The organism is Kosakonia sp. CFBP8986 (assembly GCF_034044935.1).
In the GTDB taxonomy this organism is placed as follows: domain Bacteria; phylum Pseudomonadota; class Gammaproteobacteria; order Enterobacterales; family Enterobacteriaceae; genus Kosakonia; species Kosakonia cowanii.
In genome coordinates this window covers 38,188-52,336 of sequence record NZ_JAXCXB010000006.1, presented here as the reverse complement: position 1 = coordinate 52,336, position 14,149 = coordinate 38,188, and the positions used below count along the sequence as shown (strand labels likewise).

Sequence of the window (14,149 nt, the reverse complement as noted above, 5' to 3'; positions counted from 1 at the left end):
ACGTATCGCGTCAATCTGGAACAGCTCTTGCTTAGCACTCTGCTATACCCGCAAAAAAGGAAGCGTGACGATGCAGAGTAATATGGCCCCCTCTGGTATGGCGGTAACGCCCCACCATCTTGCCAGCGAGTCGGCGCTCTCGGTGCTGCGCCACGGCGGTGACGCCATTGAAGCGATGGTCGCGGCGGCGGCCACCATTGCGGTGGTCTACCCGCATATGAACGGCATTGGCGGCGACGGCTTCTGGCTGATTGTGCCGCCGAACGGCGAACCGTTGGCGATCGATGCCAGCGGCGCGGCGGGCCAGCACGCGACCACCGCCTTTTATGACGGGCATGCGCATATTCCCCATCGCGGCCCGCTGGCGGCGTTAACCGTGCCCGGCACATTGAGCGGCTGGGAGGAGGCGCTGGCGTTCTCCACCTCACTCGGCGGCGGGCAGCTTCCGCTTTCGCGCCTGCTGGCAGATGCCATTCGCTACGCCGCCGACGGCATTCCCGTCACCCAGTCGCAGGCCAGCGCCACCCAGGCGAAGTACGCTGAGCTGGTCGATGTGCCCGGTTTTGCCGACACCTTCTTACCAGAGGGCAGTGCGCCTTTGGCGGGGAGCCGCTTTTGCCAGCCGAAACTGGCGCGCACCTTAACCCGGCTTGCCACTGAGGGGCTGAGCAGTTTTTATCGCGGCCCGCTGGCAACGATTATCGCCGCTGAAATGGCGGCCTTAGGCCTGCCAGTGACCGCGCAGGATCTCGCCGCTCATCGCGCCCAGCGCCGCGTGCCGCTGCGGCTCGCGCACAGCCAGGGCGAGGTGTTCAACATGACGCCGCCCACTCAGGGGCTGGTGTCGCTGGCGATCCTCGGCATTACCGATCACCTGGCGATGGAACAGGCCAGTGAAGTGCAGACCATCCACCGAATTGTCGAAGCGACCAAAAAAGCCTTTGGCCTGCGCGACCGCTATATCACCGATCCGCGCCACGTCACGCTGCCGGTGCAGAGCCTGCTGGAGCAGGCACCGCTGGAACAGCTCGCCGCCAGCATCGATGAGCAGAGCGCCGCCCCCTGGGGCCCAGGCAAAGGGCCGGGGGATACGGTGTGGATGGGCGTGGTGGATAAAAACGGGCTGGCGGTGTCGTTTATCCAGAGTATCTATCACGAGTTTGGCAGCGGCGTAGTGCTGCCGGAGAGCGGCGTGCTGCTGCAAAACCGCGGCGCGGCCTTCAGCCTCGACCCGGAACACCTGCTGGCGCTGATGCCGGGTAAACAGCCGTTCCACACCTTAAACCCGGCGGCGGCGCGGCTTAATGATGGCCGCACCATGGTCTACGGCACGATGGGCGGCGACGGGCAGCCGCAGACTCAGGCGGCGATCTTTACCCGCCATGTGTTGCAGGGAATGGGATTGCAGGAGGCGGTCTGCGCCCCGCGCTGGCTGCTCGGGCGCACTTGGGGGCAGACCTCCGACAGCCTGAAGCTGGAGAACCGTTTTAGCGAAGAGACGGCGCAGGCACTGCGCGCTATGGGGCATGAAGTGGAGTGGCTGCCCGGCTTAAGCGAAGCGACCGGCCATGCCGGTGCGATTGTGCGCCATGCCAACGGCATGCTGGAGGGGGCGTTTGATCCGCGCAGCAACGGCAGCGCGGCGGGTTTCTAAGGAGCGATGATGAATAACGACACAACAGACTGGCCGGCGTGGATCCGGCTGATGGAGCAGATACTTGACGTGCCGCTTGATGACGCGCGCCGTGCGGAGCTTGAGGTGCAGCTGGCGCGCATCGCGGCGATGGCGCAGCCGTTAATGCAGTTTCCCCTGCCCCCTCGTCAGGAAGGGGCGGGAGAGTACCGCTTATGAATCTGTCGATTGAGGATATTCAGCGCGGGCTGCGCGAGAAGTGGTTCAGCGCGCACGAACTGGCGCAGCAGACGTTATCGCGCATCGACCAACTTAACCCGGGCATTAATGCTTTTACTGAAGTCACCGCTCCGCGCCTGCTTGCCGAGGCGGCGCAGATTGACCGCCAGATCGCCGGGGGTGAAACGCTGCCGCCGCTGGCGGGGGTGCCGTTTGCGGTGAAAAACCTGTTTGATATTGCAGGCGTGACGACGCTGGCTGGTGCGGAGTTGTTTAGCAACGATCCGCCCGCCGTGCAGGATGCCTTTGCCCTGCGCCAGCTCCATCGCGCCGGGGCACTGCTGGCCGGCGCGCTCAATATGGACGCTTATGCCTATGGCTTTACCACTGAGAACAGCCACTACGGCGCGACGCGCAACCCGCGCGATCGCACCCGCGTGGCGGGCGGCTCCTCCGGTGGCTCGGCGGCAGCGGTCGCGGCGGGGATGGTCAGTTTCGCTCTCGGCACCGACACCAACGGCTCGATCCGCGTGCCTGCTTCTCTCTGCGGTGTGAATGGCCTGAAACCGACCTTCGGACGTTTGTCGCGCAGCGGCAGCCACCCCTTTGTGCCGAGCCTCGATCATATCGGCCCGCTGGCGCGCAGCGTCGACGATCTGGCGCGGGTTTATGACGCCATGCAGGGCCACGATCCGGACGATCGCGCGCAGGCGGATCGCCCGCTCGAGCGAGCGCTTACGCAGCTTACCCGTGACGATCCGCTGCGCTGCGCGGTGCTGGAGGGGTTCTTCACCACCTGGTGCGATAACGATGCCAGGGGCGCCTTAAGCCAGGTGGCACAAGCACTAGCTGCGGATCGTGCGATGACGCTGCCGCAGGCGGAGCTGGCGCGTTCGGCGGCGTTTGTGCTGACCGCTGCCGAAGGGGGAAATGCGTACCTGCCTGCCCTGCGCACGGCGGCGGATAAGTTTGAGCCGAACTCGCGCGAGCGCCTGCTGGCAGGGGCGATGACGCCGTCGGCGTGGTATACGCAGGCGCAGCGCTTCCGGGCCTGGTTTCGTGATGAGACGCTGGCGCTGTTTAAGGATGTCGATCTGCTGCTCGCTCCCGCTACGCCGTGCAGCGCTACGCAGATCGGGGACGCGACAATGCGCATTAACGGCTGCGACCTGCCGGTCAAAGCGAGCATGGGAATGCTGACGCAGCCGATTTCGTTTCTCGGCCTGCCGGTGGTGACCGTAGCGCTGAAGAGCGAGCGCGGGCTGCCGATTGGCGTGCAGATTATTGGCGCGCCGTGGCAGGAGGCGCGCTGTTTACAGGCAGCATGGCGGCTGGAGCAGGCCGGGCTTCTTTATCCGCAGGAGGGGACATGAATCGGGACAATATTGACCGCCCGCTGATCCTCAACGAGGTGACAGCGGCGTTTTATCGCTATGAGCAGGCGTTAATCAGTAATGATGTGGCGGTGCTGGATGAGCTGTTCTGGGATGATGGCCGCACGGTGCGCTACGGGGCGACGGAGAACCTTTACGGCATGGCGGCAATCCGCGATTTTCGCCAGGCGCGACCGTCAGCCGGATTAGAGCGGGTGTTACGTAATACCACCATCACCACCTTCGGCGATGAGATGGCGGTGGCGAGCACCGAGTTTACCCGCGAAAACAGCGAGCGCATCGGCCGCCAGATGCAGACGTGGGTGAAGTTCCCGTTCGGATGGCGGATTGTCGCCGCCCATGTGAGTGTGATGCAGTAAGAGTATTACAAAACCGCAGCCATCATCGTAGGCCGGATAAGCGTTAGCGCCATCCGGCAATGTGATGCCGTAAGCCTGTGCGGTCTGTTTGCCGGATGGCGGCTTTGCCTTATCCGGCCTACAACACCGGCAAAATCGCGGTGGCCATCCGGCAACGGCTGAAGAGTTACCCTTCGTGCAGCCCGCATTCGCGTTTCAGGCCGAAGAAGCGCGTCTCCTCTTCTGCCATGCCCGGCTCCCATTTGCGGGTGGTGTGGGTATCGCCGACTGACAGATAGCCCTGATCCCACAGCGGATGGTACTTAAGCCCCTGCTTTTGCAGATACTGGTACACCGTACGGTTATCCCAGTCGATGATCGGCAGCACTTTGAACACACCGCGCTGAATGCCCAGCACCGACAGCGCTGCGCGGCTACCCGACTGCTCACGGCGCAGCCCGGCAAACCAGGTTTGTGCGTTAAGATCAGCCAGCGCCCGGTTCATCGGCTCGACTTTGTTGATCTGGTTGTACTTCTCAATCCCTTCCACGCCCTGCTCCCACAGCTTGCCGTAGCGCGCTTCCTGCCAGGCCGGGCTCTGCTCTGCGCGATAGACCTTAAGGTTTAAGTTGAGTTTCTCTGTCAGCTCATCAATAAACTGGTAGGTCTCCGGGAAGAGATAACCGGTATCGGTCAGGATCACCGGGATATTCGGGCAGACCTGGTTGACCAGGTGCAGGCTGACCGCCGCCTGAATGCCGAAGCTGGATGAGAGCACATACTCACCCGGCAGGTTTTCCAGCGCCCACGCCACGCGCGCTTCGGCGGTGAAGGTTTCAAGCTGGGCGTTGGTGTCGGCCAGCTGCTGGTCGCGTTCCTCTTTCGCCAGCGCGTTGAGCGCGTTCAGATCGAGTATGGACATAGGTTCCTCACAGTGTTGTTGCCGGGTGGCGTGTTCAGTGCCGGATGGCGGCTTCGCCTTATCCGGCCTGCAACGCTTATTCCCAAAAATCGCGCGCCGGATCTAATACCGGGCGGATAATGCCGCTGCGCACGGTGAAATCGCCGAAGCCTTCACCCGCTTCGCGCTCCTGCGCCCAGCGCCCGACGAGGGTGTCGATCTCGCCTAAGATCTCCGGTTCGGTAATGTTTTCGCGGTACATGCGCGGAATGCGCGTGCCGCTGCGGTTGCCGCCCAAATGCAGGTTGTAACGACCCGGTGCTTTACCCACCAGGCCAATCTCCGCCAGCATCGCGCGACCGCAGCCGTTCGGGCAGCCGGTGACGCGCAGCACGATATGCTCGTCGCCGACGCCATGTTTCACCATCAGCTCTTCCACTTTGTCGACAAAGGATGGCAGGAAACGCTCAGCTTCCGCCATCGCCAGCGGGCAGGTCGGGAAGGAGACGCAGGCCATCGAGTTTTCGCGCTGCGGCGTTACCGCATCCATCAGGCCGTGACTGCGCGCCAGTTGCTCGATCGCCGCTTTCTGGCTCTCCGGCACGCTGGCAATGATCAGATTCTGGTTGGCAGTGATGCGGAACTCGCCCTGGTGGATCTTCGCGATCTCCAGCAGGCCAGTTTTCAGCGGGCGTCCCGGATAATCCAGGATACGACCGTTTTCAATAAACAGCGTCAGATGCCAGTTATTGTCGATCCCTTTAACCCAGCCGATGCGATCGCCGCGCCCGGTAAACTCATACGGGCGGATCGGCTCAAATTTGATCCCCGCACGGCGTTCCACTTCCGCTTTAAAGGTCTCAACGCCGACACGCTCAAGGGTGTATTTGGTTTTGGCGTTTTTACGATCGGTACGGTTACCCCAGTCGCGCTGGGTAGTGACCACCGCTTCCGCCACCGCCAGCGTATGCTCCAGCGGCAGGTAGCCAAACTCGCTCGCCGTGCGGGCGTAGGTTTTCTTGTTGCCGTGCTCAATAGAGAGCCCGCCGCCGACCAGCAGGTTAAAGCCGACCAGCTTGCCGTTCTCGGCAATCGCCACAAAGTTCATGTCGTTGGCGTGCAGATCGATATCGTTCTGCGGCGGGATCACCACCGTGGTTTTGAACTTACGCGGCAGATAGGTCTGGCCGAGGATCGGCTCTTCATCGGTGGTGGCGACTTTCTCCTGATCGAGCCAGATCTCTGCATAGGCGCGGGTGCGCGGCAGCAGATGCTCGGAGATCTTCTTCGCCCACTCGTACGCTTCGGCGTGCAGCTGCGATTCGAACGGGTTCGAGGTGCAGAGCACGTTACGGTTCATGTCGTTGGCGGTCGCCAGCGCATCCAGCCCGACGGAGTGCAGCATCTGGTGCACCGGCTTCACGTTCTTCTTCAGAATGCCGTGAAACTGGAAGGTCTGGCGGTTGGTCAGACGGATGCTGCCGTAAATGGTGTTGTCATGGGCGAACTTATCGATCGCCTGCCACTGTTTAGTGGTGATGACACCGCCCGGCAGACGGCAGCGCAGCAGCATTGCGTGGCGCGGTTCGAGTTTTTGCTCGGCGCGCTCGGCGCGAATGTCGCGGTCATCCTGCTGGTACATGCCGTGAAAACGGATCAGCAGGAAGTTGTCGCCGGTGAAGCCACCGGTCAGACCGTTATTTAAATCTTCGGCGATGGTGCCGCGCAGATAGTTACTCTCAAGCTTCATGCGCTCGGCATCGGCCAGTTTGCCTTCGACCACCAGAGGGCCGGGATGTTTTTCGCTCATTAGTAGACATCTCGCTGATAACGGCGCTCAACGCGCAGCTCACTTAAAAATTCATCCGCCGCTTCGGTATCCATGCCACCGAACTCGGCAATCACGTCCAGTAAAGCCTGCTCAACGTCTTTCGCCATACGATTGGCGTCGCCGCAGACATAAATGTGGGCACCCTCATTGATCCAGCGCCACAGCTCTGCGCCCTGTTCGCGCAGTTTGTCTTGTACGTATATTTTCTCTTTTTGATCCCGCGACCAGGCGAGATCGATACGGCTCAGCACGCCCTCTTTCACATAGCGCTGCCACTCCACCTGGTAGAGGAAATCCTCGGTAAAGTGCGGGTTGCCAAAGAAGAGCCAGTTTTTGCCCGGTGCTTCATCGGCGGCGCGCTGCTGCATAAAGGCGCGGAACGGCGCGATGCCGGTGCCAGGACCAATCATAATGACCGGCGTTTCCGGGTTGGCCGGCAGGCGGAAGTGCTCGTTATGCTCGATAAAGACGCGCACTTCGCCCTCCTCTTCCACGCGATCGGCGAGGAAGCTTGACGCACCACCGGCACGCGGACGGCCTTCAATCTCGTAACGCACCACGCCGACGGTGACGTGCACTTCGCTCTCCACTTCCGCCTGCGCAGAGGCGATGGAGTAGAGGCGCGGCGTCAGCGGGCGCAGCAGGCCAATCAGCGCATCGGCATCCAGTTGCGCCGGGGAGAAGCGCACCATATCAACAATAGGCGTGGTCGCGGCGTAGTGCTGCAACTTCGCTTTATCACCCACCAGCGGCAGCAGCGATTCGCTGCGTGTCAGAGTGGCGTAGTTCTCGACGATATTGGCGGTGTTAACGGTCAGCTCAAAATGCCACTGTAAAGCTTCAGCCAGCGGCAGGGTTTTGCCGTCTACCATTACCGGCTCGTCGCCCTTCAGCCACAGCAGCTCCACCAGCTCTTGCACCAGCGCCGGATCGTTCTGGTACCAGACACCGAGCGCGTCGCCAGGCTGGTAGCGCAGGCCAGAGTCTCCAAGATCGATTTCGATATGGCGGACATCTTTTTCCGAGTTACGGCCGGTGATTTTTTGATTAACGGAGAGCGTCGCGGCAAGCGGCGCTTCTTTAGTGTAGGGGCTGGAGGTGACTTCATTCACCGCGCCGCTGGTGCTGGCTGCGGTCTGCGCAGGCGTAGCGGCCGGGGCGCGGGCTTTCAGCACTTCGACGACGCGCGCGCGCCACTCGGCGGCGGCGGTCTGGTACTCAACATCGGCATCGACACGATCGAGCAGACGCTCGGCGCCCAGCTCTGCCAGCTTGCTGTCGAAATCTTTCCCCGCCTGGCAGAAGAACTCATAGGAGCTGTCGCCAAGGCCAAACACCGCAAAGGCGGTATCGGTAAATTTCGGCGCTTTTTTCGAAAACAGGAATTTATGCAGTGCTACCGCTTCTTCCGGCGCATCCCCCTCGCCCTGCGTCGAGGCAACAATTACCAGCAGCTTCTCGTTGGCAATCTGTTTGAATTTGTAGTCGCCCGCGTTGACCAGGTTGACGCTCAGTTTCGCCGCCAACAGATCGTCGCGCAGCGCTTCAGCGACGCGGCGCGCATTACCGGTCTGCGAGGCGGAGATCAGGGTAATCGATGGGGTTTCGGCAACGGGTGCGGCAGTGGCAACGGCCGCCGCGCCGGGCTGCTGATTGAGCACGCCCCAGAAATAGCCGGAAACCCAGGCGAGCTGGGTGGGAGTCAAATCAGTGGTGGCCGCCTGGAGGCGCGCCAGTTGCTCCGGGTTTAACGGGAGCAACGCGGAAGATGGGGCCTGGGTTGTCATGCGTCGTTATGTTCCAGTAGCAAAGCTGTTTTTATGTTTTGAAAAACAGAAGAGAAAGTAAGGTTAACGGCGGGGATAATAACAATTAAAGAAAGGTTGGAAATAATAAATAACCAAAAGGACTAACCTGTTTTAGCTATCATCCTTAACAGTAAAACAGGTTGAATAAGTGACTGAATTTTAGCGATAAATCGACTGCTTCGTTAAGCGCGTGCAGCGGTAATCGTTTTTAGCGGTTTTAGTTAATGCTAAAAAAGGTCATTTCCGCTACCATTCGGCGGTTTTTGTAGCCTGAGAGTGCATTATGTCGACCACCTTGTTTAAAGATTTCACCTTCGAAGCCGCGCACCACCTGCCCCACGTTCCTGAGGGACATAAGTGCGGTCGCCTGCATGGCCACTCCTTTATGGTGCGCCTGGAGATCACCGGCGAGGTGGACCCTTATACCGGCTGGATTATGGATTTCGCCGAGCTGAAAGCGGCGTTTAAACCGCTCTACGACAGACTGGATCACTACTATCTGAATGAGATCCCGGGGCTGGAAAACCCGACCAGCGAAGTGCTGGCGAAATGGATTTGGGATCAGATGAAGCCGGTTGTGCCGCTGCTGAGCGCGGTGATGGTGAAAGAGACCTGTACCGCCGGATGCGTCTACCGCGGCTGATCCTCTGCGTAAAACAACAAACCCGCCGCTGGCGGGTTTGTTTTTTCAGGCGATGTTGAGATATTTGTGCGTCTGCATCGACAGCCGCCAGTTGCGCGCAATGCAGGTTTCAATGCACAGACGCGTGGCGTCCTCTTTCTGGCTGATCGGCTGCAGGGCGATAACCCGCTGCTTCTGATCGTGCAGTTGCGCCAGCAGTTCATCCAGCGCTTCGATATCGCGCATGCGCCCGACCGGGTGCTTGATCTCATCGGCCCGCTCCAGCGCCTGCTGCAGCACATCATACCCGCCGCGCATATTCACCTTCGGCGAAACCGTCACCCAGGTGGAGTGGGAGGTACGCACTTCATGGGTACCGCTGGTTTCGATCTGGCAACTAAAGCCGTGCTTCTCAAGCAGCGCGGTGAGCGGGATAAGGTCGTGAATGCAGGGTTCGCCGCCGGTGATCACCACGTGGCGCGCCGTCCAGCCCTGGCGCTCAATAATGGCGAGCAGATCTTCGCTGCTGGCCGCGCCCCACTTGTCGCTCTCTTTGGTCTTGCCAAGAATGCTGTAGAGCGACACCTCCCGATCCGCGAGCTTATCCCAGGTGTGTTTGGTGTCGCACCAGGCGCAACCAACCGGGCATCCCTGTAAACGAACAAAAATGGCGGGAACGCCGGTGAAGTAACCCTCGCCTTGCAGGGTCTGGAACATCTCGTTAATCGGGTACTGCATGCTGGCTCTTTATCGAAGTGAAAAAAGGGATTATTGCAGATAACCCGCCGCCGATCATGTGCCATTTGCGCTTTGCCGCAACATCTCCGGCGGGTAGTACGCCATTTATGGCGAATTGTCAGCGGTGAAAGAGTGCCGCTATGATGTGGCGAATCTCCACCAGCCCTGCAAGGAAGTTGCTTTATGGCACGCGTAGTCACCTTATTGCTGCTGTTCGTGAGCCTGACGTTTCAGGCCCACGCGCTCCCGGTTCCGTCGATGCGCGGCTTCGTCAACGATCCGCACGCCCTGTTTGCCACCGAGGATAAGTTGTCGCTTATTAGCGAGGTCGCGGAGATTAACAGGCGAACCGGCGCGCAGGTCGCCGTGCTGGTGCTGCCCTCCCTTGAGGGAGAGAACCTCGAAACGTTTGCCACGCAAACCTTTAATGAGTGGCGGCTGGGCAATGCGCAGCGCAATGACGGCGTGCTGATCCTTGTGGCATGGCAAGATCGCCGGGTGCGCGTTGAAGTCGGGCGCGGTCTTGAAACCACTATCAGCGATGCGCTGGCAAGCCAGGTGATCAAAGAGCAGATGCTGCCCTACTTCAGGGAGGGGGATCTGCTCTCCGGCTTACAGCACGGGCTGAAAGGGATTGATGCGCTGCTGAGCGGGCAACCGCTGCCGTCGCCCGCCTCCGCTTCATGGGCATGGGTGCGCGGAAAGCTGGTTAACTTCTCTTACTGGCAAGGGTTGCCCTTTCTCGCCGTCGGCCTCTTTTTACTGATCCTCAAGCGCAAAAAGAGAACGGTGCGGGTACTCTTTTTTGGTTCGTTGTTACTGACCCCAGCACTCGCCATCACCTCTGAGTTTGTCTCCTGGGTGATGCCTTTTGTCTGGCTCAGCTTCTCCATCCCTTTTATCAGCATCTTTTCGGGATTGTTCTTCCTGTGGCTCTACCCGCAGCGCTTGCTGGCTGAAGGCGGCGGTACGATGCGCGACGACAGTGCGACCTGGACCTCGACCAGCACCAGCCATCTTCACCACCATTCGGGCGGTGATAGCGGCAGCCACAGCAGCAGCGATAGCTCAAGCTCCGGTGACGGCGGCTCCAGCGACGGCGGCGGCTCGTCAGACAGCTGGTGATCTTATTGCGTCGGTAAAGCGGCGCGTAATCTGCTGGGGACGGGTAATGGCACCGCCCACTACCACCGCATGGGCACCGAGCGCCAGGCAGCGCGCCGCGCGCTCGGGGGTATCAACATTCCCTTCGGCAATGACCGGAATGGCAACGGCTGCGAGCACTCCTTTGAGCAGGGCAAAATCGCTCTCCGGCAGCGTATGGCCTTTTGTCTGCGCCGTATAACCGTAGAGCGTGGTGCCGACGCAGTCGAAACCAAGCTGCTCTGCTATCACTGCCTCTTCAACGCTTGCGATATCCGCCATCAATAACAGCGCGGGCCAGCGGGCACGGATCCCGGCGACCAGTTGTGCAAGAGTTTCTCCACCGGGGCGCGGGCGCTGGGTGGCATCGAGCGCAATCATCTCTGGCGCGGCCACCACTAACTCTTCGATTTCGCGCAGCGTGGGCGTAATAAACACCTCGCTATCGGGATAGTCGCGCTTGATAAGACCAATCACCGGCAGTGCGACCTGCTGTTTGATAGCCTCAATATCCGCCACGCTGTTAGCCCGAATTCCCGACGCTCCACCCTCGGCGGCCGCCAGCGCCATCCTCGCCATAATAAACGGGCTGTGCAGTGGCTCATTTTCCAGCGCCTGGCACGAAACGACCAGCTTGCCTTTTATTTGCTCTAACATCGTCGGCCTCCCTCTGACTGTTTAATGTTATCTCTATTATTGTCGTTAAAAGCGAAAGTGCCTGCCCGCGATTAGTGCATGCGAATCGTCTAATATGATTTAAAAAAGGGGAAAAAGGATGTAAGCAGAGATTATTTATTTTACATATGGAAATAATTTACGCTTTTATTTCACATGCATGACAGGCAATTAATAATAAATAAAATCATCAACATAGATAATTTATTCATCTTGCCTGAATTTTTTCCCCGGCTTCGCTGTCCTATAAAAATCCCCCGCGACACTTTCCTTAAATTAAGCTTAATTTTCGCCTTTTCACGCCGCGTGTTTATTTATCTGGCGTTTACTTTTCTGCTCCTACAATCCGCCCATTCAACCATAATGGGATAGCACGCATGACCACACTATTAATAACGGGCGCAACGGGTTTTCTGGGCGGAGCAGTATTAGAAAAAATCCTGCAGCGTAATGAAAAGGTCAATTTATTACTGCTGGTGCGCGCCGCCGATCGCGAAACCGGGCTGGCACGCATTGTCACGAATATGCGCAAATTTAATCTCAGCGAGGCGCAGCTTGCCGCCCTCACCGCCGGGCAGATCCTTTGCGGTGATTTGGGCGAGCCGGAGAGCTTTCTCGACGATCCGCGCCTTGAACAGGTCACCCATGTAGTCAACTGCGCGGCAGTGGCCTCATTTGGCAGCAATCCGCTGATCTGGAAAGTGAACGTCGAAGGTACCCTCGCCTTCGCGCGCCGGATGGCGCAGGTAACGGCTTTGCAGCGCTTCCTGCATGTTGGCACGGCGATGTCCTGTACTCCGGAGCCGGATTCGCTGGTGGCGGAGAGCGCAGAGTTTCGTGAAAACGCGGAGCACCTTGTGGCGTATACCCACTCCAAATCGACCATTGAACAGCTGATGCGCCAGCACTGCCCGCAACTGCCGCTGGTTATCGCCCGTCCCTCCATTGTGGTTGGGCACACGTGCCACGGCTGCCAGCCGTCGACCAGTATTTTCTGGGTCTTCAGTATGGGGCTGATGCTGCAAAAATTTATGTGCTCGCTGGAGGATCGCGTGGATGTGATCCCGGTCGATTACTGTGCTGATGCCCTGCTGATGCTGCTGGAAAAAGAGATGGCGCATGGGGAAGTGGTGCATATCTCTGCCGGGGAGGAGAACAGCGTGCGCTTTGCGGATATCGACAGCGCGATGGCGCTAGCGCTGGAGAAAGCCCCGATTGCCGATAACTACGCGCAGGTGAGCTATGAGACGCTGGTGAAGATGCGCCGCGAACTGAAGGATATCTTCGGGCCGTGCAATGAGCGGCTAATGCTGAAAGCGATGCGGTTATATGGCGCCTTCGCCACGCTCAACGTGCGTTTCAGTAATGATAAGCTGCTGAGCCTCGGCATGCCGAAGCCGCCGCGCTTTACCGACTATATCGCCCGCTGTGTGCAGACGACGCGCGGTTTGACTATTCCGCAGCAGATGGAAGTCGATTTTAAGTAAAAAAAATGCCAGTCATTCGACTGGCATTTCTCTAAGACGAACGCGCAGGGATTATGCCTGGCCTTTGATCTCTTTACGACCGTTGTACGGTGCTTTTTCGCCCAGCGCTTCTTCGATACGAATCAGCTGGTTGTATTTAGCAACGCGGTCAGAACGGCTCATGGAACCGGTTTTGATCTGGCCAGCCGCAGTACCTACCGCCAGGTCAGCGATGGTTGCGTCTTCAGTTTCGCCAGAGCGGTGAGAGATAACGGCAGTGTAGCCCGCATCTTTCGCCATCTTGATGGCAGCCAGAGTTTCGGTCAGAGAACCGATCTGGTTGAATTTGATCAGGATGGAGTTAGCGATACCTTTGTCGATACCTTCTTTCAGGATCTTGGTGTTGGTTACGAACAGGTCGTCGCCCACCAGCTGGATTTTGTCGCCCAGCACTTTGGTCTGGTATGCAAAGCCGTCCCAGTCAGATTCGTCCAGGCCATCTTCGATGGAGACGATCGGGTACTGTTTGGTCAGCTCTTCCAGGAAGTGAGTGAACTCTTCAGAAGAGAAGGCTTTGTTGCCTTCGCCAGCCAGCACATATTTGCCGTCTTTGTAGAATTCAGATGCTGCGCAGTCCATCGCCAGAGTGATGTCTTTGCCCAGTTCGTAGCCTGCTGCTTTTACCGCTTCAGCGATAACAGCCAGCGCTTCGGCGTTGGAACCCAGGTTCGGCGCGTAGCCACCTTCGTCACCAACAGCGGTGTTCATGCCTTTAGACTTCAGCACTTTCGCCAGGTGATGGAACACTTCAGAACCCATGCGGATCGCTTCTTTAACGCTGGAAGCGCCAACCGGCTGGATCATGAATTCCTGGATGTCGACGTTGTTGTCAGCGTGCTCGCCGCCGTTGATGATGTTCATCATCGGAACCGGCATGGAGTATTTGCCCGGGGTGCCGTTCAGTTCAGCGATGTGCTCGTACAGCGGCTGGCCTTTAGAGGCAGCAGCAGCTTTCGCAGCAGCCAGGGAGACCGCGAGGATGGCGTTGGCGCCGAAGTTAGATTTGTTCTCAGTACCGTCCAGATCGATCATGATCTTATCGATGCCAGCCTGGTCTTTGGCATCTTTGCCAAGCAGCGCCTGAGCAATCGGGCCGTTAACTGCGCCAACTGCTTTGGTTACGCCTTTACCCAGGAAACGGGATTTGTCGCCATCGCGCAGTTCCAGCGCTTCGCGGGAACCAGTGGAAGCACCTGACGGAGCGGCAGCCAGACCAACGAAACCACCTTCCAGGTGAACTTCTGCTTCAACAGTCGGGTTACCACGGGAGTCGATGATTTCACGACCGATGACTTTAACGATTTTGGACATTAGGTTTTCC

At 58.9% G+C, this 14,149-nt stretch carries 13 protein-coding genes; 7 read left to right on the top strand and 6 right to left on the bottom strand.

Annotation, left to right across the window (positions count from 1 at the left end):
• Positions 1 to 70: 70 nt before the first annotated feature.
• From SOM48_RS15090 to hpxZ, 4 genes are read left to right on the top strand one after another with little or no spacing between them, the layout of a single operon-like run.
• A complete protein-coding gene (locus tag SOM48_RS15090; protein WP_320512248.1) occupies positions 71 to 1,654 on the top strand; it encodes a gamma-glutamyltransferase family protein in 1,584 nt (527 codons plus the stop codon).
• A 9-nt stretch (positions 1,655 to 1,663) separates the two neighbouring features.
• On the top strand, positions 1,664 to 1,852 hold the full coding sequence (gene hpxX / locus SOM48_RS15085) for an oxalurate catabolism protein HpxX (RefSeq protein WP_128484104.1): 189 nt from the start codon (positions 1,664 to 1,666) through the stop codon (positions 1,850 to 1,852).
• Positions 1,849 to 3,225: an AtzE family amidohydrolase gene (locus SOM48_RS15080; protein ID WP_320512247.1), complete on the top strand. Its 1,377-nt coding sequence runs from the start codon at positions 1,849 to 1,851 to the stop codon at positions 3,223 to 3,225. Before hpxX ends, SOM48_RS15080 begins: the two co-directional genes overlap by 4 nt.
• Positions 3,222 to 3,605 carry an oxalurate catabolism protein HpxZ gene (gene hpxZ, locus SOM48_RS15075; protein WP_094419427.1) on the top strand — a complete coding sequence of 128 codons (384 nt, stop codon included), beginning with the start codon at positions 3,222 to 3,224 and terminating at the stop codon, positions 3,603 to 3,605. The genes SOM48_RS15080 and hpxZ overlap by 4 nt, the downstream gene beginning before the upstream one ends.
• A 166-nt stretch (positions 3,606 to 3,771) precedes the next feature.
• On the opposite strand, the gene cysH is transcribed toward hpxZ, so the two are convergent.
• The 3 genes from cysH to cysJ all read right to left on the bottom strand — a co-directional run bounded on the left by cysH (position 3,772) and on the right by cysJ (position 8,103).
• Entirely contained in the window at positions 3,772 to 4,506 is a 735-nt protein-coding gene (gene cysH, locus SOM48_RS15070; protein ID WP_076769428.1) for a phosphoadenosine phosphosulfate reductase, read from the bottom strand.
• A 76-nt stretch (positions 4,507 to 4,582) separates the two neighbouring features.
• Positions 4,583 to 6,295 (bottom strand): assimilatory sulfite reductase (NADPH) hemoprotein subunit, encoded by a 1,713-nt coding sequence (gene cysI / locus SOM48_RS15065; protein WP_023479495.1) that lies wholly within the window; start codon positions 6,293 to 6,295, stop codon positions 4,583 to 4,585.
• Positions 6,295 to 8,103: an NADPH-dependent assimilatory sulfite reductase flavoprotein subunit gene (gene cysJ, locus SOM48_RS15060; protein ID WP_320512246.1), complete on the bottom strand. Its 1,809-nt coding sequence runs from the start codon at positions 8,101 to 8,103 to the stop codon at positions 6,295 to 6,297. The genes cysI and cysJ overlap by 1 nt, the downstream gene beginning before the upstream one ends.
• A gap of 304 nt (positions 8,104 to 8,407) precedes the next feature.
• Here cysJ and queD point away from each other — a divergent pair, with 304 nt between their 5' ends.
• Positions 8,408 to 8,767 (top strand): 6-carboxytetrahydropterin synthase QueD, encoded by a 360-nt coding sequence (gene queD / locus SOM48_RS15055; RefSeq protein WP_023479478.1) that lies wholly within the window; start codon positions 8,408 to 8,410, stop codon positions 8,765 to 8,767.
• Between the two features lie 45 nt (positions 8,768 to 8,812).
• Here the strand turns inward: queD and queE are convergent, their stop codons facing one another.
• The gene (gene queE / locus SOM48_RS15050; protein WP_042717647.1) at positions 8,813 to 9,484 is read right to left on the bottom strand and encodes a 7-carboxy-7-deazaguanine synthase QueE; all 672 of its coding nucleotides are present in this window, start codon (positions 9,482 to 9,484) and stop codon (positions 8,813 to 8,815) included.
• Between the two features lie 183 nt (positions 9,485 to 9,667).
• On the opposite strand from queE, the gene SOM48_RS15045 reads away from it, so the two are divergent.
• Positions 9,668 to 10,609 (top strand): TPM domain-containing protein, encoded by a 942-nt coding sequence (locus tag SOM48_RS15045; protein ID WP_312481356.1) that lies wholly within the window; start codon positions 9,668 to 9,670, stop codon positions 10,607 to 10,609.
• Here the strand turns inward: SOM48_RS15045 and SOM48_RS15040 are convergent.
• The gene (locus SOM48_RS15040; protein WP_320512245.1) at positions 10,595 to 11,284 is read right to left on the bottom strand and encodes an N-acetylmannosamine-6-phosphate 2-epimerase; all 690 of its coding nucleotides are present in this window, start codon (positions 11,282 to 11,284) and stop codon (positions 10,595 to 10,597) included. The two genes, SOM48_RS15045 and SOM48_RS15040, sit on opposite strands and share 15 nt — an antisense overlap.
• A gap of 395 nt (positions 11,285 to 11,679) precedes the next feature.
• Here SOM48_RS15040 and SOM48_RS15035 point away from each other — a divergent pair, with 395 nt between their 5' ends.
• Positions 11,680 to 12,789, top strand: coding sequence for an SDR family oxidoreductase (locus SOM48_RS15035; RefSeq protein ID WP_320512244.1), 1,110 nt, complete (start codon positions 11,680 to 11,682; stop codon positions 12,787 to 12,789).
• A gap of 51 nt (positions 12,790 to 12,840) precedes the next feature.
• Here the strand turns inward: SOM48_RS15035 and eno are convergent, their stop codons facing one another.
• Positions 12,841 to 14,139, bottom strand: a complete 1,299-nt coding sequence (eno, locus tag SOM48_RS15030; RefSeq protein ID WP_023479467.1) for a phosphopyruvate hydratase — start codon at positions 14,137 to 14,139, stop codon at positions 12,841 to 12,843.
• Between the last annotated feature and the right edge of the window lie 10 nt (positions 14,140 to 14,149).